At 44.4% G+C, this 24,695-nt stretch carries 12 protein-coding genes and 1 tRNA gene; 10 read left to right on the top strand and 3 right to left on the bottom strand.

The window, feature by feature from the left end; translation table 11 throughout:
- Positions 1-89: 89 nt before the first annotated feature.
- Entirely contained in the window at positions 90-4,652 is a 4,563-nt protein-coding gene (gene gltB / locus P3L57_RS10060; RefSeq protein ID WP_069487392.1) for a glutamate synthase large subunit, read from the top strand.
- A 16-nt stretch (positions 4,653-4,668) separates the two neighbouring features.
- Positions 4,669-6,150: a glutamate synthase small subunit gene (gene gltD, locus P3L57_RS10055; protein WP_044155668.1), complete on the top strand. Its 1,482-nt coding sequence runs from the start codon at positions 4,669-4,671 to the stop codon at positions 6,148-6,150.
- A gap of 55 nt (positions 6,151-6,205) precedes the next feature.
- Here the strand turns inward: gltD and P3L57_RS10050 are convergent, their stop codons facing one another.
- Positions 6,206-7,195 (bottom strand): zinc-binding dehydrogenase, encoded by a 990-nt coding sequence (locus P3L57_RS10050; RefSeq protein WP_069487393.1) that lies wholly within the window; start codon positions 7,193-7,195, stop codon positions 6,206-6,208.
- A 128-nt stretch (positions 7,196-7,323) separates the two neighbouring features.
- Between P3L57_RS10050 and yofA the strand changes: the two genes are divergently transcribed.
- Entirely contained in the window at positions 7,324-8,193 is an 870-nt protein-coding gene (gene yofA, locus P3L57_RS10045) for a LysR family transcriptional regulator YofA (RefSeq protein ID WP_059293219.1), read from the top strand.
- Between the two features lie 292 nt (positions 8,194-8,485).
- Here the strand turns inward: yofA and ggt are convergent, their stop codons facing one another.
- On the bottom strand, positions 8,486-10,249 hold the full coding sequence (ggt, locus tag P3L57_RS10040) for a gamma-glutamyltransferase (RefSeq protein ID WP_069487394.1): 1,764 nt from the start codon (positions 10,247-10,249) through the stop codon (positions 8,486-8,488).
- A gap of 182 nt (positions 10,250-10,431) precedes the next feature.
- Between ggt and P3L57_RS10035 the strand changes: the two genes are divergently transcribed.
- The 3 genes from P3L57_RS10035 (at position 10,432) to P3L57_RS10025 (ending at position 11,650) form a co-directional block, all read left to right on the top strand.
- On the top strand, positions 10,432-10,662 hold the full coding sequence (locus P3L57_RS10035; RefSeq protein ID WP_024121629.1) for an excisionase family DNA-binding protein: 231 nt from the start codon (positions 10,432-10,434) through the stop codon (positions 10,660-10,662).
- Positions 10,663-10,977: 315 nt separating this feature from the next.
- A complete protein-coding gene (locus P3L57_RS10030; protein WP_044155674.1) occupies positions 10,978-11,523 on the top strand; it encodes a site-specific integrase in 546 nt (181 codons plus the stop codon).
- 54 nt (positions 11,524-11,577) lie between these two features.
- Positions 11,578-11,650, top strand: a tRNA-Arg gene (locus P3L57_RS10025).
- Positions 11,651-11,737: 87 nt separating this feature from the next.
- Here the strand turns inward: P3L57_RS10025 and P3L57_RS10020 are convergent.
- Positions 11,738-12,283, bottom strand: a complete 546-nt coding sequence (locus tag P3L57_RS10020) for an IseA DL-endopeptidase inhibitor family protein (protein WP_069487395.1) — start codon at positions 12,281-12,283, stop codon at positions 11,738-11,740.
- 288 nt (positions 12,284-12,571) lie between these two features.
- On the opposite strand from P3L57_RS10020, the gene P3L57_RS10015 reads away from it, so the two are divergent.
- The 4 genes from P3L57_RS10015 to fenC all read left to right on the top strand — a co-directional run bounded on the left by P3L57_RS10015 (position 12,572) and on the right by fenC (position 24,695).
- Positions 12,572-13,963, top strand: coding sequence for an MATE family efflux transporter (locus P3L57_RS10015; RefSeq protein ID WP_059336512.1), 1,392 nt, complete (start codon positions 12,572-12,574; stop codon positions 13,961-13,963).
- Between the two features lie 139 nt (positions 13,964-14,102).
- On the top strand, positions 14,103-15,077 hold the full coding sequence (gene galM, locus P3L57_RS10010; RefSeq protein WP_069487396.1) for an aldose 1-epimerase: 975 nt from the start codon (positions 14,103-14,105) through the stop codon (positions 15,075-15,077).
- Positions 15,078-15,103: 26 nt separating this feature from the next.
- Positions 15,104-16,579: a D-alanyl-D-alanine carboxypeptidase/D-alanyl-D-alanine endopeptidase gene (gene dacB, locus P3L57_RS10005; protein WP_069487397.1), complete on the top strand. Its 1,476-nt coding sequence runs from the start codon at positions 15,104-15,106 to the stop codon at positions 16,577-16,579.
- Positions 16,580-17,012: 433 nt separating this feature from the next.
- Positions 17,013-24,695 carry a fengycin non-ribosomal peptide synthetase FenC gene (gene fenC / locus P3L57_RS10000; RefSeq protein WP_264797743.1) on the top strand — a complete coding sequence of 2,561 codons (7,683 nt, stop codon included), beginning with the start codon at positions 17,013-17,015 and terminating at the stop codon, positions 24,693-24,695.

Raw genomic sequence — 24,695 nt, 5'->3', positions numbered from 1 at the left:
GTTTATATCGTTTTGAAAACCTACAATAATATTAGAGTTGTTAGATTTTATGACCGGTATTATCGGAAACTGATCGGGGGAGAGGAATTATGACTTACAATCAAATGCCAAAAGCTCAAGGTCTCTACCGTCCTGAATTTGAACATGATGCATGCGGAATCGGCCTATATGCGCACTTAAAAGGCAAGGCGACACATGACATCGTCAAACAGGGGCTGCAGATGCTTTGCCAGCTCGACCACAGAGGAGGTCAAGGCAGTGATCCGGATACGGGAGACGGCGCCGGCTTACTGGTTCAAATCCCTGATGCTTTCTTTAAGAAAGAGTGCAAAGACATCAATCTGCCGGAAAAAGGACGTTACGGGGTAGGAATGGTCTTTTTCTCGCAGAAGGAAGCTGAAAGAAAAAAAATCGAAAAGCAAATCAATGCACTGATTGAACAGGAAGGCCAAGTTGTGCTTGGATGGAGAACTGTACCTATAAATGTCGGAAAAATCGGAACAGTAGCACAAAAAAGCTGTCCGTTTGTCCGTCAAGTATTCATTGGCGCAAGTTCTGACCTGAAGGATGATTTGTCCTTTGAGCGAAAATTGTATGTCATTCGTAAACAGGCTGAAAACTGGGGAGTAACGGAAGGTCTAGATTTTTATTTTGCCAGTCTTTCAAGCCAAACTATCGTTTATAAAGGCCTTTTAACACCTGAACAGGTTGATGCGTTTTATTCCGATCTGCAAGATGAGGCATTCGTATCCGCTTTTGCACTAGTTCATTCACGCTTCAGCACTAATACCTTCCCTACATGGGAAAGAGCACACCCAAACCGTTATTTGGTTCACAATGGTGAGATTAACACCCTTCGAGGAAATATCAACTGGATGAGAGCACGCGAACAGCAATTTGTGTCTGAAAGTTTTGGTGAGGATCTCAATAAAATTCTTCCAATTCTGAATGCTGACGGCAGTGACTCTTCCATTTTAGATAACGCATTTGAGTTTTTCGTTATGGCGGGACGCAAGCCGGCACATACGGCGATGATGCTGATTCCTGAGCCATGGACAGAAAATACGCACATGTCTAAAGAAAAAAGAGCGTTTTATGAGTATCACAGCTCATTAATGGAGCCTTGGGACGGTCCGACGGCCATTTCATTTACTGACGGAAAACAAATCGGCGCAATACTCGACCGAAATGGTTTACGTCCGGCCCGTTATTATGTGACAAAAGATGATTATATTATTTTCTCATCTGAGGTCGGCGTTATTGAGGTTGAACAGGAAAACGTTTTATATAAAAACCGCCTTGAACCAGGAAAAATGCTTTTAATTGACCTGGAAGAAGGCCGCATTATTTCTGATGAAGAAGTAAAAACACAAATCGCAACTGAATATCCGTACCAAAAATGGCTTGAGGAAGAGCTTGTGCAAGTGAATCCTGATCCGGAAACAAGAGAGGAAGAGCAGTTCACGGATCTTCTTACGCGTCAGAAAGCGTTTGGATACACATATGAGGATATTCAAAAATATTTAATTCCTGTTATTAAAGAAGGAAAAGATCCTCTCGGCTCAATGGGGAACGATTCGCCGCTTGCTGTTTTGTCTGATCGCCCGCAATCGCTGTTTAACTATTTTAAGCAATTGTTTGCACAGGTTACCAACCCGCCGATTGACGCGATTCGCGAGCAGCTCGTGACTTCAACAATGACTTGGCTCGGAGCAGAAGGCGATCTCCTTCATCCGAATGAACGGAACGTCCGCCGAATCAAGCTGTATACACCCGTGTTATCCAATGAGCAGTTTTATGCGCTGAAAACCATCGTCCATCCTGATTTAAGAAGCCAAAAAATGAATGTGCTGTTTTCAGAAGATCTTGAACGCGGGTTAAAAGACATGTTCACTCAAGCTGAGAAAGCAATCAGCCAAGGCGTCAGTCTTTTGATTTTGTCCGATAGAGCAATGAATGAGCAGTTAACGCCAATTCCGCCGCTGTTAGCAGTCAGCGCACTGCACCAGCATTTAATCCGAAAAGGATTGCGCACGAAAGTCAGCATTATCGTTGAATCGGGAGAAGCACGTGAAGTTCATCACTTCGCAGCTCTAATCGGCTATGGAGCCGATGCTGTCAATCCTTATCTGGCATATGCGACCTACAAGCAGGAAATTGATGAAGGCCGTTTGGATATCAGCTATGAAGAAGCGGTCAGCAAGTATGGAAAAAGCATTACCGAAGGTGTCGTAAAAGTGATGTCGAAGATGGGGATTTCTACTGTACAGAGCTACAGGGGCGCCCAAATCTTTGAAGCGGTAGGAATCAGCCGTGACGTGATTGACCTTTATTTTACGGGAACAGCATCACAGCTCGGCGGCATTGACTTAAATACCATTGCCGAAGAGGCGCAGCGCCGCCACCAGGAAGCGTATAAAGATGACTACAGCAAAACGCTTGAACCGGGAAGTGACTTCCAATGGAGAAACGGCGGAGAGCATCACGCATTTAACCCGAAAACGATTCACACCTTGCAATGGGCGTGCCGCAGAAATGATTACAATCTGTTTAAACAATATACGAAAGCGGCAGATGAAGAACGAATCGGATTTCTGCGAAACTTGTTCTCATTTGATGAAAACCGCAAGCCTCTAAAAGTGGAGGAAGTAGAATCTGCTGAATCGATTGTCAAACGTTTTAAAACAGGTGCGATGTCATTTGGATCATTAAGCAAGGAAGCCCACGAAGCATTAGCGATTGCGATGAACCGCCTGGGCGGAAAAAGCAACAGCGGTGAAGGCGGAGAAGATCCAAAACGCTTTGTGCCTGATGAAAACGGCGATGACAGAAGAAGCGCGATCAAACAAATTGCATCCGGACGATTCGGTGTAAAGAGCCATTACTTAGTCAATGCCGATGAGCTGCAGATTAAAATGGCGCAAGGCGCAAAACCGGGAGAAGGCGGACAGCTGCCAGGCAATAAAGTGTATCCTTGGGTTGCCGATGTCCGCGGATCAACACCTGGGGTCGGATTGATTTCACCGCCTCCGCACCATGACATTTATTCAATCGAGGATTTAGCCCAGCTGATTCACGATTTAAAAAATGCGAACCGTGATGCAAGAATCAGCGTGAAGCTGGTCTCAAAAGCTGGTGTCGGAACGATCGCTGCGGGTGTTGCTAAAGCAACTGCAGATGTCATCGTTATCAGCGGTTACGACGGAGGTACAGGTGCTTCACCTAAAACAAGCATTAAACATACAGGGCTTCCGTGGGAGCTTGGCCTTGCAGAAGCGCACCAAACCTTAATGCTGAACGGACTCCGTGATCGTGTTGTATTAGAAACAGACGGAAAGCTTATGACAGGCCGGGACGTCGTCATGGCCGCATTGCTCGGCGCTGAAGAATTCGGTTTCGCAACTGCTCCGTTAGTTGTTCTCGGCTGTGTTATGATGCGCGCCTGCCATTTGGATACATGTCCTGTCGGGGTAGCGACTCAAAATCCTGAACTTCGCAAAAAGTTCATGGGAGATCCTGATCATATTGTGAACTACATGTTGTTTATTGCTGAAGAAGTCCGTGAATACATGGCTGCATTAGGTTTTAAAACTTTCGATGAAATGATCGGCCGCACTGACGCACTTAACGTGAGTGAGCGGGCAAAGGCGCATTGGAAAGCGAGCCAGCTTGATTTGTCCACACTTCTTTATCAGCCGGAAGGCGTACGGACATTCCAAACGCCGCAAAACCATAAAATTGATCAATCGCTTGATATCACAACGATTCTTCCTGCTGTAAAAGATGCCATCGAATCGGGAAAAGAAGCTGGTATTTCAGTCGAAATCAATAACACAAACCGTGTAGCAGGTACTGTAACAGGCAGTGAAATTTCGAAACGTTACGGCGAAGAAGGACTTCCGGAAGATACGATTAAGCTGCAATTCACAGGATCAGCCGGCCAAAGCTTTGGAGCGTTCGTTCCAAAAGGCATGACGCTTTATTTAGACGGAGATTCAAATGACTACGTCGGAAAAGGTCTGTCTGGCGGAAAAATCATTGTCAAATTACCGGAAGGATTCAACTCCGAATCACATGATAATGTAATTATCGGCAACGTAGCATTCTATGGCGCGACGAGCGGAGAAGCATATATTAACGGCCGTGCAGGTGAACGCTTTGCCGTTCGGAACAGCGGTGTGAATGTTGTTGTTGAAGGCATCGGTGATCACGGCTGTGAATACATGACAGGCGGAAGTGTTGTCGTACTGGGTGATGTCGGCAAAAACTTCGCGGCTGGTATGTCCGGCGGAATCGCGTATGTATTGGCCGAAGATGTAAAAGCATTTAAACGCAAATGCAACCTTGAAATGATTTTGTTAGAGTCATTAGAAGATGAAAAAGAAATTCAGCAAGTTAAAGCAATGCTTGAAAAGCATGCTGCATATACAAACAGCCAAAAAGCAGCAGACCTGCTTGAACAATGGGAAGACAGCGTGAAAACATTCATTAAAGTGATTCCGAAAAACTATAAACAAATGCTTGCGAGCATCGAAGAGCAAAAAGCTGCGGGCTTATCTGAGGAAGAAGCCGTCATGTACGCGTTTGAAGCCAATACGAAACCAAAGCAGAAAAAAGCGCCGGCGGGACAAAAACAAGCGGTAGTACAGTAAGGAAGGGGAGAGGAACATGGGGAAACCAACTGGATTTATGGAAATCAAACGAGAAAAACCAGCTGAGCGAGACCCTCTCACTCGCTTAAAGGACTGGAAGGAATATTCTGCTCCTTTTTCAGAAGAAGCGTCGAAACGGCAGGGGGCGCGGTGTATGGATTGCGGTACACCGTTTTGCCAGATCGGTGCCGACATTAACGGATTTACATCCGGCTGTCCGATTTACAACTTAATTCCTGAATGGAACGATCTTGTCTACCGAGGCAGATGGAAAGAAGCATTAGAACGGCTTGTAAAAACAAACAACTTTCCTGAATTCACAGGGCGGGTTTGTCCCGCTCCTTGTGAAGGGTCATGTACACTAGCGATTTCCGACCCGGCCGTATCGATTAAGAATATTGAACGGACCATTATTGATAAAGGGTTTGAGAATGGCTGGATTCAGCCTAGAATACCGAAAAAACGAACAGGCAAAAAAGTTGCCATCGTTGGGTCGGGTCCAGCCGGACTTGCGAGTGCTGACCAGCTGAACCAAGCTGGACATTCTGTCACTGTATTTGAACGCGCAGACAGAGCGGGCGGACTTTTAACTTACGGCATTCCAAACATGAAACTTGAAAAAGGAATTGTCGAACGCCGTATTAAGTTGCTGACGCAAGAAGGAATCGATTTTGTTACAAATACGGAAATTGGCGTTGATATAACGGCCGATGAGCTGAAAGAGCAATTTGATTCCGTAATCCTTTGCACAGGTGCTCAAAAACAGCGGGATCTATTAATCGAGGGGCGCGAATCAAAAGGTGTTCACTACGCGATGGATTACTTGACGCTTGCTACAAAAAGCTATTTAGATTCTAACTTTAAAGACAAGCGATTCATTGATGCGAAGGGGAAAGATGTTATCGTGATCGGAGGCGGAGACACAGGAGCTGACTGTGTGGCTACCGCTTTGCGCCAAAAAGCCAAAAGCGTGCACCAATTCGGCAAACACCCGAAACTTCCTCCGGCTCGCACGAATGATAATATGTGGCCTGAACAGCCGCACGTCTTTACGCTTGAATATGCATATGAAGAAGCAGAAGCAAAATTCGGAAGAGACCCGAGAGAATATTCGATCCAAACAAAAAAATTGGTTGCCGATAAAAACGGCAAATTGAAAGAGCTCCATACGATTCAAATGGAGAAAGTGAAAAATGAGCATGGAAAATACGAGTTCCGCGAGCTGCCTGGAACTGAAAAAGTATGGCCTGCTCAGCTCGTCTTTATCGCTATCGGCTTTGAAGGCACAGAACAGCCGCTTTTAAAACAATTCGGTGTTGATTCTAATAACAACAAAATCAGCGCAGCATATGGGGATTATAAAACAAATATCGATGGTGTTTTCGCCGCAGGGGATGCAAGAAGAGGCCAAAGTTTAATCGTATGGGCGATTAATGAAGGCCGTGAAGTGGCGCGTGAAGTTGACCGATATTTGATGGGGAGTTCAGTTCTGCCGTAAATAAAGGGGATTATATAAAAAAAGAAACCGGACTGTTTGTCAGCCGGTTTCTTTTTTAATCTATTGTGATCCCGATGTTCCCAAACTGGCTGCCTTCCTGCATTCTGGTATATGCTTCATGTGCTTGTTCTATAGGATATGTCCGGTCAAGCACGGGCCGAAGTTTATGTTTTTCCATGAAATGCAGCATTTTATGAAATTCATCACTGCTACCCATCGACGTTCCCAATATATTGATTTGCGGAAAGAATAAAGAACGCAGCGGAAAACTGAGATTATCACCCGAACTTGCACCAAAGCTGACAATACGGCCATTCGGTTTAACATGATCAAAGTATTCTGAAAAGAGGGCCGGTCCTATGCTATCGAGAATGACATCAGCTCTTTGTCCTTGAAGATGTTCAGACCAATTGCTGTAACTGTCAAAAGCGTGGTCAGCACCTAATTGTATTGCTCTTTTTCTTTTTTCCTCGCTTCGAGAAGTTACGCTTACAGTTGCTCCAATCGCTTTAGCCATTACTAGCGCGTAGGTTGCAACGCCGCTTCCAATTCCGGGTATCAAAATATGCTCGCCTTTTTTTAATTGGGCCTTTGTAAAAAGTGCTCGATATGCGGTCAGAGCTGATAATGGCAACACGCCTGCTTCCTCCCAGGATAGATAAGAAGGTTTTTTTACTGCGTTTTGTGAAGGAATGATCACATATTCAGCAAGTGTTCCGTTTGAAGGGCCTCCCAAAATATCCGGAACAGGAGGTACATCATCTGTTACTTCCCAATTCAAAGTCGGTAAAATCACCACTTCTGTTTGAACAGCCAGATCATCTACACCTTCACCGACCGCTTCAATAATGCCAGCACCGTCAGAGCCCAGAATAAACTCATGATCTTGTTCAGTTTTATTTTTCATGAGAAACAGGTCCCGGTGATTTAATCCCGCCGTTTTCAACTTTACTTTCACTTCTCCGTATCCGGGATTTTGAGAAGAGAGGTCCTGATACGCTAACCCCCGAAGTCCGCTTTTTCCGTTATGAATAACCGCTTTCATGCCGTCTGCCTCCTATATTCCTCGTAATCTATGATCTTCACATATTTTACACAGCGGTTTTCTTCAAGTAAAATGAACAAAAATGATTGCCGGTATCACTTTTAATCATAACAAGAAGGTGACAGCGTGTGGAAAGCGGAGAATTAAAGATATTCCGGGCTGTTGCCCGTGAAGGAAGTATAACAAAAGCAGCCCGGCAGCTGAATTATGTTCAATCTAATGTAACAGCCAGAATCCATAAGCTTGAGACAGATCTGAATATCAAGTTATTTCACCGGACAAATCGTGGAATGAAGTTAACGGCTGCAGGGCAAAACCTATTACAATACGCAGATCAAGTTTTATCATTATTAGACGAAGCTGAGAAATCAGCGCAGTTAAGTCAGCATCCGAAAGGGCCATTGCGGCTTGGAGCATTGGAAACAACAGCGGTCACTCACCTGCCTGAACATGCAGCTTCATTCCTTAGACGTTTTCCTGAAGTTGATTTATCAGTGAACACAGGTGATACGCACAGCTTGGTTCAGCAAGTTCTAGATCATAAGGTGGATGGCGCTTTTGTCTACGGTCCTGTTGAATACATGGATATCAAACAAATTCCTGTTTCCCATGAGGAATTGGTGTTGATTTCACCGGAGGAAGGGGCGATAGAGGACATGCTTCGGCTGCCGATGCTCTTTTTTGGAACCGGCTGCTCTCATCGCGATAGGGTCAAAAGATTATTGGAGGAAGCCGGTATTCAACAGCAAAAAATCATAGAATTTGGCACATTGGAAGCCGTTATCAGAGGAGTTTCCGCTGGTTTGGGAACGGCGCTGCTGCCAAAGTCGGCCATTGCCTGCTCTGTCCATCGCCAAAGGGTGTACGTTCACCAGCTTCCCGCATCATATCAGGATATGATGATCGTGTTTATTTACAGAAAAGACTTTTTTATGACCAGTGCATTTCAGCGGTTTATTGCAGAATTGAACGAAACCAAATTTATCCCATCAGGCTAATCAAGAAGAGAAGATTCAACAATAGCAGGGGATACGGGATAGATTTTTGTTTTCGTAAGCTGGAGAGACTGTTTTCAAAAAAACAAAGAAGCTTTAAGGTCTATGAATTGATTAGCTGATCAAACCTTTATGTGTTTCGAATTGTTATCTGGCACATGTCTGGATGTTATATTGAAAGGTATTCGTACCGACATTAGATTCGCGTTAAGGAGTTTGCGAGAACCATAGGCAAGATTAATCGTTCACAGCAAAAAAACTGTACTCGGCAAAAATGAGTACAGTTTTTCTTTTTTTATTTATGTCTTAAATTAATTCCGATCGCTGCGCCGTTTCTGCTTGAATCGGCTACTCCTTTGAAGGTGCCGTTTTCACGGTCGATAAAAATGCTTTGCACGTTTCCGATGTCCACTGGACTTGTGCTGAATTTATGGCCCATGTCTTTTAATTTGCTGAGTACATCCTCTGGAACTCCGTCTTCGTATCTGTAGGAGCTCATACTGTTTGTGTAAATTCTCGGCTCTTCAACCGCTGCTTTTAACTCCATTCCATATTCTATATTATAGAGGATGGTTTGCAGCACGGAAGAAATAATCGTTGCCCCTCCAGGAGATCCGACGGTGAGAACTGGTTTGTCATCTTTAAACAAAATCGTCGGCGTCATGCTGCTTAACGGCCGCTTGTTCGGCTGAACTTCGTTGGCTCCGCCTGGAACCGCATCAAAATCTGTTAGTTCATTGTTTAAAATGACGCCGTAATCAGGAACCATAATGCCTGTTCCAAACAGCTGTTCAATTGTTGTTGTATAGGAAACAACATTGCCCCAGCGGTCCGCGACGGTAAAGTGTGTCGTTTGGCCGTCTACTTTATCATTCGGCTGTTCGACTTGCTTATAGTTTGCGGTTCCTTCTTCGTATTTCCAAGGATCACCGGCTTTTGGTTTTTTGTTGACTTCATCTAAACTGATTAATTGCTGGCGCTCTTTTATATAGTCGGGGTGAAGCAAACCTTTGAGAGGAACATTTACAAATTCGGGATCGCCTGCATAAGCCGCACGGTCAGCGTAAGACAAATGCATGGTTTCAGCGAGCAGATGGTATTTTTCCCATGAGCGGATATCATATTGTGAAAGGTTAAAATCATCGAGAATGTTCAGCATTTGCAGCAAAAACACGCCGCCAGAGCTTGGAGGAGGAGTCGTTGCGATTTGATAGCCTTGATATTCTCCCCAAATCGGTTCGTCAACCGTAATGTCGTAATTTTCTAAATCTTTTTTGGTCATTGATCCCCCAAAATCCTGAACAGTGTCAGAAAGGGCTTTGGCAAATCTGCCTTCGTAAAAGGCGTCTATGCCTTTCGAACGAATGAGCTTAAAGGTTTTGGCCAGATCTTTTTGAATGAGCGTATCGCCTTCTTTAAGCGGCTCGCCATTCGGCAGAAATACATCCTTAGCGGCAGTCCGTGATAATTTTTCCTGATAATCAGAAATCGCATCTGCTAACACTGAATCAATCGGAAAGCCTTTATCAGCGAGTTTAATAGAGGGGGAAATTAATTGTTTCATCGAACGGGTTCCCCATTTATCCAAGGCTTTTTCCAGCCCTTTCAGTGTACCCGGAACACCAACGGCAGTACCTTTTGTGACACGTTCGGAGAAGGGTATCGCTTTGCCGTTTTCATCGAGAAACATATCCGGAGTTGCGCCTGCGGGAGCGCGTTCACGGCTGTCAATGATCGTCGTATCTCTTGTTTTTCCGTCATACACCATCATAAAACCGCCGCCGCCAATACCTGACATCATTGGTTCTGTGACATTAAGCGCAAACTGAATGGCAACCGCCGCGTCAATGGCATTTCCGCCTTTTTTCAGGACGTCAGCTCCGATCTCTGAAGCAAGAGGATGCGCAGTTGCAACCATTCCGTCTTTGCCTACATCTACTTGTTTGTACTCGTCATAGCCTTTGGGCGGCTTTTTAGCTTCCGCGTGAAATGGAGCACATCCAGCGACTAACAGAACACTAAGCAGGGCTGCTAAACAGACGTTCCACGTTTTTTTCATGTTCTCCCTCCTATTAAGCTGTTATGTTACAATCTTAGCGTAAAAAAAATACAGCGGTTTCACAAGTGACAAATGGTATATTATCTATATCATCCGACCTTATTTCTGTGTGAAATTGATTATATTGGGGTAAGTCATGTGCTATAGTAGAAACAGCATACGGATTAAGAAAGGAATGCTATATGTATTTAACGATTAAAGAAACAGCAGAATATGCAAATCTTTCAGAGGATTATATTAAAAGTTTGGTGCTCGAAGGAAAAATCAGGGCCGTTCATGACGGTGAGCAATTTTTGATTTATAAGGGACAGTTCAAAACGCATCTCGAACAGCTGGAGAATTACAAAGCGCTCGTGCAGGAAATATTAAATGAACCGATCCCCGAAGATATTGATGTAAAGGATGAGGATTAGGACACAATTTGAAATTGTGTCTTTTTTTGCATCTTTTTTTGAGAGCATCTCGAAAAGCAAAGCGTCATATTGCGTTTTAAGGGCTTTTTCGGGAAGGATTAGAGTGATTTGTCTCAGGAGTTGAAAAAGCTTTATATGAGCCTGTAAATGTCATTTCAGAAGATAGGGCGTTTCAAGAGATCTTTTTTCTGCTTATGTAACACTATGTATATTATGTTACATAAATGCCTCCGAACTTTGACATTCAACGTTTTTCCGCTATAATAGTAACATAGACCTCAAAACGTTACATAACGGTTTTTAAGGAGTTTTTTGATGCATATTGTACAGCCGATCCGCAGTTTAGAGAAAATTCAAGATGTGAAACAGTATTTACGCAGCAAAAACAAGCGTGATTATTTTTTGTTTATTTTCGGCATTAACAGCGCGCTCCGAATTTCTGATATTTTGCCGCTTCAAGTGAAAGATGTCAGAAATAAAGACCATTTATGGGCGACTGAAAGCAAAACAAAAAAGAAAAGGAAGATTCTCATTTTAGAATCTTTGAAAGCAGAAATATACGAGTATACGAAAGACATGAAAGAAAATGAATATCTCTTTAAATCTGTCCGAACCAGAAAGCCAATTTCACGGATTCAGGCATACAGAATTTTAAGAGAGGCAGCCGAAGCGTGCGGACTTGAGGAAATAGGGACCCATACGCTCCGGAAAACATTTGGCTATCATTTCTACCAGCGGACAAAAGATATCGCTGAGCTGCAGAGGATCCTTAATCATTCATCACCTTCGATTACAATGCGTTATATTGGAATCGATGAAGATACAACAAGAGCTGCTTATAAGGTATTTGGAGGGCTGTAAATCAAATCGCTTGAAAATCGTAACAATCGGAGCTACTATATAGATATTAAAAATGCTCTAGTAGCACAGCGGATAGTGCAGCAGTTTCCTAAACTGCAGGTCGGGAGTTCGAATCTCTCCTAGAGCGTAATAAAACAAAAGGGCAATGGACGATACGTCCGTTGCTTTTTTATGCTGAACATAAAAAACGCCCGAGAAAAACGGGCGTTTTTTCTTATATAACTGCGTCAAAGCGATTTACTTTCCACTTTTTATTCTCTTTTACAAATGTCACTTTCCGTTTTGCTGAAGGTGATCCGTCCAAAGTAGGAACGGTAAATTCATATGTGACTGTGCCGCCTTTTTTAGAAATGAGTTTAGCGGTTGATTTTTCCCAATTTAAGAGATTGTCTCCGTCACCGACCGGAACAGCCAGTTTTCCTTTTGACACAATGAAATGATAGTCTTTAAAGCCTTTTTCAATCGCTGTTTTTGAGAAAATAGGTGTTAAGTAATTCACAGCTTTTTCTTTTGTACCAAGGTCACTGCACATGTATACGTACTGAAGGTTTTGATGCTCGAATGTGCCTGATGGGCAAACTGCTTTTTTCGCTTTTGGATTGTGTCCGCTCATTGTATTCCAAAAATGCTCTCTTGCTGTTAGCGCCAGCTGCAATGCTTGTTTTTGTGATAAATCCCCGGATGTGTTTTTCGCAAATGCATTTGTGTTTAATGACAGAATAAGTGCAATAGTGGTTAGAAATAGAAGATATTTTTTCAATGTGGCTCTCTCCTTTAAAATCTCTTTCTCTTATGTTGCAAATGTTACAATAGTTACGTTTAGATTACAATACTTTTGCATAAATTATTTTTTATTCTTTCATCTCACCAAAAGACTATGCTGTATCGCACTAGTTTATTCTGGCAGATTGAAAAATGTGTAAAAATAGGAGAATCGGGAAGGGTTTTATAAGTACTGTGGTGAATAGTTACATGTTGCATGTCGTGTTCATTTCAAAAGAAACGGGAGCACGTTAGTGAAACGAGTTTAAATAAAGGAGTCATTCATATGGAAACATTACAAGAAAATCCCGTATCTAAGAAGAAGAGCAATCCATCTGTTTGGCGGTCAATGTCACTATTTTTAGTGCCGCTCCTTCTGAGCAATGTGCTGCAATCAGTGGGCCAATTAGTCGGGATGGTCGCTGTGGGCAGATGGCTTGGCGTAGATGCGCTTGCAGCTGTCTCATCCTTTTTCCCGCTGTTTTTTCTTCTCATTTCATTTACGATCGGCATCGGTTCCGGCAGTTCCATTCTTATCGGGCAAGCCTATGGGGCAAAAAATGAGGAACGGTTAAAGGCCGTTGTCGGAACAACGCTGACATTCACCTTTTTATTAGGAATTGTGTTAGCTGTGATCGGCAGTATATTCACCTTAGATATTCTGCGTCTCATGGGCACGCCGGAAAATGTAATTCATGTCAGTGTCAGCTATGCACGTATCTTATTTTGCGCAATGCCGTTTATGTTTTTATATTTTGCTTATACCACATTCTTGCGGGGGACAGGAGATTCTAAGACACCGTTTTATACATTGATTGTAAGCACAGTCATCAATATAGCACTTTTACCAATCTTAATTCTCGGCATGTTCGGTTTGCCGAAGCTGGGCATTTACGGCTCTGCTTACGCAACGGTTATTTCTACAATTGTGACCTTTATCGTATTATTGGTGTATCTGCGGAAAACGAAACACCCGCTGCAATTTGATAAGACAGTGCGGCGTTATTTGAAAATGGATAAGGAACTGCTGGCGCTTCTGCTGCGTCTTGGTATTCCGTCAAGCATTAACATGATTCTCGTCTCACTATCGGAAATAGCGGTCATTTCATTCGTCAATCATTATGGCTCTGATGCAACCGCAGCATATGGCGTGGTCAATCAGGTAGCCAGCTATGTGCAAATGCCGGCTGTCAGTCTGGGGATCGCGGTGTCTATTTTCGCTGCTCAATCTATTGGAGCGAATGAGTTTGACCGGTTAAAGCAAGTCATTCGGGTCGGTATTTGGCTGAATTATATCATTGGCGGTGTGCTGATCCTCCTTATCTATCTTTTTGCACATCAGATTTTAGCATTATTTTTGACCGAGAAAGATACCCTTTACATTGCACACAGGCTTTTGATGATTACATTATGGAGCTATTTGCTGTTTGGGAATGCCCAAATTATTTCTGCGACGATGCGTGCAAGCGGAACGGTTTTATGGCCGACCCTCATCAGTATTTTCGCCATCTGGGGAATCGAAGTGCCGGTCGCGTTTGTTCTGTCTCACTATACAAATCTTGAAATACTCGGCATTTGGGTAGGCTATCCGGCAGCATTTGCCGTGAGTTTGCTTTTGATTTACGGGTATTATCAATTCATTTGGAAAAAGAAGCAGATTACACGTCTGATTCAATAAACTCCAAGAGAACACCGTTCATTTTGAATGGTGTTTTTTGTTTACTTAAAGACTAAAGGGAAAACATAAAATGGAGGAAATAGTGCACACTGAATTGAATTCATATATAAGCATTGAATTAAGGAGAGGTTGAGTACACATGACAAATTATATTGAAAAGATGACGTATTTAGGAACACCAGCTGTCAAAGCGGGTAATGAGCATTTGGAAATAATAGTCGTGCCTGAGTGGGGCAGCAACGTCATTTCTCTCGTAGACAAAGAAACAAAGATGCACCTTTTACGAGAACCGGAAACAACTGAAAGCTTTCATGACACACCTGCATTGTATGGAATTCCCATTTTGTTTCCGCCTAACCGCATAAGTGACGGAACGTTCACCTTCCGGGGCAGAACGTATCATTTTGATATCAATGAAAAGGATAAACACCATCACCTTCACGGCTTTCTCTATGACAAAAAGTGGGACATCATAACAATGAAACAAACAGACGAAGAAGTGATCATAGAAACTGAAATTGATCTTTCGGAGATTCCCCATGTTTATAAACAATTTCCGCATCATGCTATTGTACGGATGACATACATTTTAATAGATAACACTCTTTATAAGCATGCCACGATCATGAATAAAGGGAAGGATGCATTTCCTTGGGGGCTTGGTTATCATACGACCTTCGTTTTCCCGGAAGAGAGCTCTTTATTTTCTCTTACTGCTGATCAGCAATGGGAATTGGATGAACGTTTATTGCCGACCGGAAAGCTGATTGATATACCGAATCAGGAAGCTTTGCACGAAGGAATGCTCTTACGGCAGCAGCTTGATGATGTCTTTTTATCTTCTTATCAGAAGAGAGGGGGAGAAAATCAGGCTGTCATTTACCATCAGCATGCACACCTGAATATGATCTACAAGGCGGATGAACAATTTAAGCATTGGGTTGTGTATAATGCAGATGGAACACAAGGGTATTTGTGCCCGGAGCCTTATACATGGGTGACAAACGCAGTTAACCTTGAGCTCCCTTCGTCACTCACTGGCTTACAAGTGTTAGAGCCTGGTGAAGAGAAGACAGTAAAAAGCAGCATCACGATTGAGCGTAATCATCGATAGCCAATCAGGAGAGGCGGGATAAGAAAATGGGAAAAAGCATGAAGCTTTATTTTGTAATATTGCTGCTTTTCATCTTTGCTTCCATTCCATATATGCATCATGCTGCACATGCGGCTGAAGAACAGGATACACTTGCCGGGCAGATTGAAACCATTTTAGCCAATGAACCTGCTTTAAAAGGTGCAATGGCCGGCATTACTGTCCGTTCTGCAGAAACAGGCGACGTCATATACGACCATTTAGGGGATGTCCGGATGAGACCCGCCTCTTCTTTGAAGCTTTTTACAGCCGCCGCGGCACTTTCTGTTCTCGGTGAGGATTTTTCTTTCACAACAGAAGTGCGGACAGACGGCCGCCTCAAAGGACAAAAGCTGAATGGCAACCTTTATCTGAAAGGAAAAGGAGATCCGACACTTTTACCAGCTGATTTTGATCAAATGGCCGAAAAGCTGAAAAAATCCGGCATCAAGTCCATAAAAGGCAATCTTGTCGCCGATGACTCATGGTATGATCATATCCGCTATTCGCCTGATTTGCCATGGAGTGATGAGTACACTTATTACGGCGCGCAAATTTCCGCACTGACAGCGTCTCCAAATGAGGACTATGATGCAGGCACTGTGATAGTAGAAGCCAGTCCGGGAAAGAAAGAAGGACAAAAGCCAGCAATATCAGTGTCACCAAAAACGGATTATGTAGCGATTGAGAATGAGGCGAAAACAGTTGAGGCGGGAAAAAAGAAAGATCTTTCTATCGAAAGAGAACATGGAACCAATACTATTACGATTAAAGGGAGCATACCGGTTGATGCGAGCAAAACAAAAGAGTGGATTTCCGTCTGGGAGCCGGCAGGATATGCTTTAGATTTATTTAAGCAGGCTCTTAAAAAACAAGGCATAACAGTAAAAGGGAAAATCATAATGGGCACAGCACCCGACTCTTCAGACGTACTGGCCACTCATCACTCAATGCCTTTGTCAAAGCTATTTCTTCCTTTTATGAAATTAAGCAATAACGGGCACGCCGAGGTACTTGTAAAAGAGATGGGGAAAGCGGAAAAAGGAGAGGGCAGCTGGGAAAAAGGGCTTGAAGTGCTAAACAGTACGCTTCCGAATTTCAGCGTTGATCCCAAAACACTTATTTTGAGGGATGGTTCGGGGGTCTCTCATATCAACGCCGTATCATCAGACCAAATCACAAAGCTGTTATATGACATTCAAGATGAAAAGTGGTTTCAACCTTATCTGCATGCTCTGCCGGAAGCGGGGAACAGTGACAGACTGGTAGGCGGGACGCTAAGAAACCGCATGAAAGACACCCCGGCAGAAGGAAAGATAAGGGCAAAGACCGGGTCGTTAAGCACTGTCAGCTCTCTGTCTGGCTATGCAGAAACAAAGAGCGGAAAAACGCTTGTTTTCTCTATTCTTCTAAACGGTTTGATTGATGACTCGGATGGCAAAGACATTGAGGATCACATTGCTGTTATCTTGGCAAATCAATAAAAACGCTAAACCTGCTTTCGTGGAAAACAGGTTTTTTTATGTTTCTTTTTACATTATCGCGCTTGTTTTTAAAACATTCAGCTAAATATTGTAGAAATGTAACCTGATACTGAGGCGGAGAATATCTTATAAACGGTCCAACACTATCCTCATATGAAATTAAATAATTGAAGAAAAAATCTAGTGATGAAGAACTATTAAAAATCGATACTTTCATAACTTTACATTCGAAATCCTAATAAAATCAATCAAGAAAAATAAATAATTAATACTATATTCAAAAAAATGTTATAAAAATTTTATATTTTTTATTGTACTTTAAAAAAATTCGGTTAATATAATGCATATATGGATTATATAGTCATATAATTTCTTTTTATTGTAATTATTTCAGTTTCTTATCCTCTTATAAATTAGAATTGGAGGGAATTCGTTGAAAGAAAATACTTATGGTTTAACTCATGCCCAAAGGAGAGTTTGGTTTACTGAACTGTTGGAGCCTGGTACAAGCATCTGTAATCTGACCGCCTGTGTAAAATTCAGGGGTGATGTTGATCTTGATGCTCTTCAGCTGGCTCTGAACCTTTCAATCTCCCGTAATGATGCAATCAGGTTCCAGCTGACAGAAGGAATTGAATCGGAGTCAGAGCCTCGTCTGTATCTTGCAGAATACAAAGGATTATCACTTGAAATAATAGATTTTACAAATGCTGAAATGACAGAAACAGAGCAATGGATTCATGATCAAGCCAGAATTCCGTTTAAGCTGCTTGATTCGCCTCTGTATCAATTTTATCTCCTTAGAATCCATCCTCATGAGATTTGGTTATATGCGAAATTCCATCATATTATCATGGATGGCATCTCTTTAAATTTGCTGGGAAATCAAATTATTGATCTGTATCAAAAAATCAAAAAAGGGGAGCCTGTACCCGATGAGCAAGAGCCTTCCTACATTAGCTACATAGAAAAAGAGAGGCAGTACTTACAATCTTCACGTTTTGAAAAAGACCATTTGTTTTGGACGCAAACCTACCAACAGCCTCCGGTATACCACTCACTAACCGGACAGAGCACTTCACAAAAGCAGAGTACCTCCGCATCGAGAGATACTATCACACTTTCACCTTACCTAGCACATACCATCCAAGCTTTTTGCGAAGAACAGAAAATCAGTATGATTTCCTTATTTATGGCTTCATTTTACATATGTATCAGCCGCATCACCTCTAAAACGGACCTTGCGATCGGAACCTACTATGGAAACAGGGGGTCAAAGGCGGAGAAAGAAATGCTTGGCATGTTTGTCAGTTCTCTTCCAATCAGAAAAACGGTTGATTCTGACGCCGATTTTCTTTCCTTTGCACGCAGTGTCGGCAGAGAACAGCTTTCAGTCATGCGCCACCAAAGATTTCCTTATAATTTGCTGGTGAATGAATTAAGAAAAGAACATAAGGATTTACACAACCTGATCGGTATATCAATGCAGTACCATCCGCTTCAGTGGAAAAAAGCGGATGATTTGAACTATGAGACGGCGCTTTACTTCAGCGGATACACCGCGAATGAGCTTTCTGTTCAAATACAGGAGCGGATAGATACTGGAGCCATTCAATTAAATTTCGACTATCAAAATACCTTATTTTCTCTTGAGGACATTAAACGGATTCAGCACCACCTGCTTACGTTGCTGGAAAACGCACTTCAAAATCCGCATAGTACTATAAAAGAATTAGATATGGCAGAAAAACGTGAGAAAGAAAAAGTTTTGTATGAGTTTAACAGAACGAAAGCTGTTTCGCCTGTAGCTTCGACGCTGCACGGGCTGTTTGAACGTCAAGCGGCTTTGACGCCGGATCGGACGGCCTTACGCTTTTCTGGCGGCTCGCTGACTTACGCGCAGCTTGACATGTACGCCAACAGGCTGGCAGCGCGCCTTACGGCGCATGGTATCACAAAGGAAAGCATTGTCGGTGTTCTAAGCGAGCGTTCGCCGGACATGCTGACAGCCGTTCTCGCCGTATTAAAGGCAGGCGGAGCTTATGTGCCGCTTGATCCTGTATATCCAGAGGAGCGGCTGAGCTATATGCTGAAAGACAGCGGGGCAGCATTGTTGCTGACGCAGCCGGGATTAAAGGCACCTGTTTTTTCCGGAAAGACACTTGAAGTGGATATGACGTCGCTTGCGAATGAAGAATCTGAATATCACTCTCTTCATCAAGCAGACAGCGATTCTCTCGCCTATGTGATCTATACGTCGGGCTCTACTGGACAGCCGAAAGGGGTCGCCGTGGAGCACCGCCAGGCTGTTTCCTTTCTGACCGGCATGCAGATGCAGTTTCCTTTAGAGGAAGACGACATCATTATGATGAAAACGTCTTTTTCCTTTGATGCATCTGTCTGGCAGCTGTTTTGGTGGACGCTTTCAGGTGCTTCGGCCTATCTTCTTCCGTCCGGCTGGGAGAAAGACCCGGCATTGATGGTAAAAGCCATTCGAGAGGAAGGTGTTACAACGGCCCATTTTATTCCGGCCATGCTGAACAGCTTTTTGGATCAAGCGGAAATAGAGGCACCGAGAAGCCTGAAGCGCGTATTCGCCGGAGGTGAACCGCTTGCTCCCCATACGGCAGCCCGATTCGCTTCTTTGCTGCCGGAGACATCGCTGGTTCACGGCTACGGGCCGACAGAAGCAACCGTTGATGCCGCATTTTACGCGTGTGATCCTGAGCTGGACAAGGATCGCTTGCGCCTTCCGATCGGAAAACCCGTGCCTGGCGCGCGTCTGTATGTATTAGATCCTCATTTAGCCGTACAGCCTGTCGGCGTAGCGGGAGAATTGTATATCGCCGGAGCCGGGGTTGCCAGAGGCTACTTGAATCGTCCGGAATTAACAGAAGAACGTTTTCTTGATGATCCATTTTATCCGGGAGAACGCATGTACAAAACAGGGGATTTAGCACACTGGCTCCCAGACGGACAGGTTGAATTCCTCGGCCGTCTGGATGACCAGGTGAAAATCCGCGGCTACCGGATTGAGCCGGGAGAAATCGAAGCGGCGCTCAGAAGCATTGAAGGCGTGCGGGAAGCGGCTGTAACTGTTCGTACAGAAAGCGGCGAGGCGGAATTATGTGCGTATGCGGAAGGGCTCGGAAGAAATGAAGTGCGCAAGCAGCTTGAGACATTGCTGCCGGGCTATATGATTCCTGCTCATATCATTGAGCTGGAACAATGGCCGGTTACCCCAAGCGGAAAGCTCGACCGAAAAGCGCTGCCTGCTCCTGACGGAGCGGCAGATCGGGAAACCTACACAGCACCGAGAAATCTGACAGAGATGAAGCTTTCCCAGCTGTGGGAGGAAGTGCTGAAAAGCGGCCCTGTCGGCATTCACGACAACTTTTTTGACCGGGGCGGCCATTCCTTAAAAGCCACCGCGCTTGTCTCCCGGATCGCCAAGGAATTCGGCGTCCAAGTGCCGCTGAAGGATGTGTTCGCCCATCCGACGGTAGAAGGTTTGGCGTCTGTCATCAGCGAAGGAACGGAAAGTCCGTATGAAGCCATTAAGCCGGCTGAAAAATGCGAGACCTACCCGGTTTCCTCCGCCCAAAAGCGGATGTATGTGCTCCAGCAGCTGGAGGATGGAGGCACAGGCTACAATATGCCGGCAGTCTTGGAGCTGGAAGGAAAGCTGGATCTTACAAGAATGGAGGCCGTATTCAAAAAGCTGATCAAACGCCACGAGTCACTGCGCACGTCCTTTACAACGGACACAGATGGCGAGCCGGTTCAGCGCATCCATGACGAAGTGCCGTTTACATTCCGCACCTCTGTGCTCGGCGGACAAACTGAACAGGAAGCCGCGGCAGCGTTTATCCAGCCGTTTGAACTCAGCCAAGCTCCGCTGTTCCGAGCGGGGGTCGTCAAGGTATCAGACGGGCGGCATCTATTACTGGTCGATATGCATCACATTATTTCAGACGGTGTGTCAGTCAATACGCTCATTCGGGAATTCGGGGAGCTGTACGCCAATCAAGAGCTACCTGCGCTTCACATTCAATATAAAGACTATGCCGTATGGCAGGAGGCCTTTAAAAAAGGAGACACGTACAAGACGCAGGAGGCGTACTGGCTGAAGCAGCTCGAAGGCGAGCTGCCCGTACTGGACCTGCCGGCTGATTACGCCCGGCCGCCGGTGCGAAGCTTCGCGGGTGATCAAGTCTCATTTATGCTCGATCAAGAACTCACAGCCGGACTTCACAAACTCGCACGCGAGAACGGAAGCACCCTGTACATGGTGCTCCTTGCAGCTTACACAGCGTTATTGGCGCGCTTAAGCGAACAGGAAGACATCATCGTCGGGTCACCAATTGCCGGACGTCCTCACAAAGACCTTGAGCCGATACTTGGAATGTTCGTCAACACCCTGGCGCTTCGGACACGCCCGGAGGGCGGTAAGCCATTTACGCAATTTTTGCAGGAAGTGCGCGAGACCGCATTGGAAGCTTACGAACATCAGGATTATCCGTTCGAAGAGCTTGTCGACAAGCTCGGCGTAACAAGGGATATGAGCCGAAATCCAGTGTTTGATGCGATGTTTATTCTTCAAAATATGGACAAACAAGACATTCATCTTGGAGACATAAAAGCCCGGCCTGCAAATGTCATTCATCAAATTTCTGTATTTGACATGACGTTGATGGCGGCTGAATCAGATGGAGTCATCAAATGTGACATGGAATTTAGTACCGACGTATTTATGAGAACGACAATTGAACGCTGGACAGCTCATTTTACCGAATTTTTGCGTGCTGCCACGTCAAATCCTAATACAACTCTTTCACAAGTGGATATACTCAGCGAAAAAGAAAAACAAAAGATTTTGATAGAACTCAACAAAACCCACGTTGAATGTTCTCAAACTGATACCGTTTTTCATCGCATGTTTGAAAAGAGGGCTGAAGAGACACCGGAGCATATTGCTGTTATTGACGGTGAAAAACAGATCAGCTATCGCCATCTCAACGAAAAAGCCAATCGTCTGGCGCGTACGCTGCAAGAAAAAGGAAAAGAGACGCAGCCAATCGTTGCTGTTTTAGCGGAGCGATCCATTGATGCTATTGTTGGCATTTTAGCTGTTATGAAAGCCGGCGGCGTGTATATTCCGATAGATTCTCATTATCCAAAAGCCCGGGTTGAATATCTTCTCAAAGACAGCGGGGCTGAAATTCTTCTTTTACAGAATGAAGTAAAGCATTTGATTGCAGGCTCAGATATAGGTGATATTTCTCGAGTCTGTCTTGATGATGAAAGTTTCTATGAAGCAAAAAGATGCAACCTTTCTTCATCTCCTGCCCCGGAGGACTCGGCATATATCATTTATACGTCAGGAACAACCGGTGCGCCTAAAGGCGTTATCGTTACGCACCGCAACTTTGCTCATGCTGTTCTTGCATGGCGCAGCATATATCAGCTCGATCAAATGCCTGTCAGGCTGCTTCAAATGGCGAGCTTTTCCTTTGATGTCTTTTCAGGAGACTTGGCGAGAACATTGGCCAACGGAGGGACTCTAGTCATTTGTCCTGATGAAACAAGGCTTGAACCTGCTGAATTATATGCATTGATGAACCGCCAGCGTATCACGATCATGGAGTCAACACCGGCACTCATTGTCCCATTTATGGAATATGTTTACCGCAACCAGCTTAGTCTTCCTGACTTAGACATCCTTATTCTTGGTTCGGATATGGTGAAAGCCCATGATTTCAAAACACTGGCGGACCGTTTCGGAAACAAAATGCGCTTAATCAATAGTTACGGGGTCACAGAGGCCACGATCGATTCAAGTTACTATGAAATGAATATGGGTGAAGAGTATTCGGGAGACAGCGTACCGATCGGCATCCCGCTTCCCAATGTAAAACTGTACGTACTCAGCCAGACTGACCAAATACAGCCGATCGGTATTGCCGGCGAGCTTTGTATCGGCGGAGCCGGCGTTGCCAAGGGCTATCACGGAAAATTTGAATTAACGGAAAAGAAATTTACAGAAAATCCATTTGTGCCCGGAGAAAGACTGTACAGAACAGGGGATCTGGCTTGCTGGCTTCCAAACGGCACTCTCAGGCTTCTTGGCCGGATAGATCATCAAGTAAAAATAAACGGGTACAGAATCGAAACAGAAGAAATTGAAAGTGTGCTCCTCCAAACCGGACTTGTCAATGAAGCGGTTGTTGCGGTTCAAAATGATACGAATGGACAGGCTCGTTTGGCAGCGTATATTCTGCCTTCCGATGCCGATACAACGGCTCTCCGCGGTGCTTTATCAAAAATGCTGCCGGCATATATGGTTCCTGCGCATATCATTCCTTTGGAAACTATGCCGCTGACATTAAACGGGAAGCTGGACAGAAGAGCCTTACCGGCACCAAATGAAGCTGTCTCGCGGCCGTATACTGCACCGGTCAACGAATTGCAGGGAATGACAGCGCAGATATGGGAGGACGTGCTGAGCGTGTCTCGAGTTGGCATTCACGACTCCTTTTTTGAGCTCGGAGGAGACTCTATTAAAGCACTGCAAGTGTCCGCCCGGCTGGCAGCTGAAGGCTGGAGCATGACTATATCAGATTTATTCCGTTATCCAACAGTTCATGAGCTGAGCGGCCATATCACTCCATTGATATCTCAGGCAGAACAGAGGCCTATCGAAGGTGAAGCGGATCTCACACCGATTCAGAGCAGATTTTTTGATCAGCGTCATGCTTTTCGTGATCATTACAACCAATCGGTCATGCTTTTCAGCGAAAAGGGGTTTCATGCTGACGCACTTCGACAAGCGCTGCGCAAATTGACTGAGCATCATGACGCGCTTCGCATGGTGTTTACACAGGATCATACCGGGCGTGTCGTTCAGTACAATCGCGGTATTCAGATTACTGAAAATGAACTGTTCGGATTTCATCTTACGGATTGGACAAAAGAACAGGCAAAAGGCACACTCTTGAAAGAAAAATTTGCTGCTGAGGAAATCGTGCTTCAAAGCAATATGAATGTAAAAGAAGGACCTTTGCTGCAAGCGGGATTGTTTAAAACGAGAGAGGGAGACCATTTGCTGATTACGATCCACCATCTCGCTGTAGATGGCGTTTCTTGGAGGATTCTGCTTGAAGATTTAGCTGCAGCCTACCAACAGTCTTTGGAGCAAACAGAGATCAAACTGCCGCCGAAAAGCGATTCTTATTTATCATATGCCAACGGTCTGGCACAAATAGCCGGGAGCCGGCAATTGTTATCAGAAATAACATATTGGCAAACGATTTTGGATGCTCATAACGTTTTTCTGCCTAAGGACATGGCTGAGTCGGACAGGCATCAAAGCAGTGCTGAAACAGCTGCATTTGTATTAGCCAGTGACTGGACTAAAAAACTGCTGTTTGAAACGCAGCAAGCCTATGGTACTGATGCCAACGAACTTTTGCTGACCGCTTTAGGAATGGCGCTTTACGAATGGAGCGGGCACGAACAAATTGTGATCAGCGCTGAGGGCCATGGAAGAGAAGGACATGTTCCGAATATTGATATTTCACGGACAGTAGGTTGGTTCACTTCTATTTATCCTATCCTTCTGGACATGAGTGCACCGCATTCATCTGAAGATCAGCTCGGTTACAGAATCAAAGGGACAAAGGACAGGCTGAGAAGAGTGCCGCATAAGGGAACGGGCTACGGCTTATTAGTACAAAAGGGAGCCATACAGCATAAAGAGCCTGAGATCAGCTTCAATTATCTTGGACAATTCAGCGAAGGTGAGAGTTCAGATTTGTTTCAACTGTCTTCTTATCAGCCTCGTTACGAAATAGCGGGGGAGAGAGAAAGAGAGTACGAGCTCGATATTAATGCTCTGATAACAGACGGACGCCTGCAAGTCAAAGCAGTATACACCCGGGTGTTCCACGAAAACACAATTCAGTGTTTGATGGACAGCTTTCACAGTCATCTTATTGAGATCATTGAGCATTGTACAAAGAAAAAAGAACGAGAAAAAACGCTGAGCGATTTCAGCAACAAAGAACTAACGCCATCCGCATTATCTAGCATCGAAAATCTCGTTAAAGATCTTTAA

It is taken from the genome of Bacillus sp. B28 (genome assembly GCF_029536185.1).
Lineage (GTDB): Bacteria > Bacillota > Bacilli > Bacillales > Bacillaceae > Bacillus > Bacillus halotolerans.
Note: the sequence above shows the minus strand (reverse complement) of the source record. Positions and strands in the feature narration are given on the sequence as shown.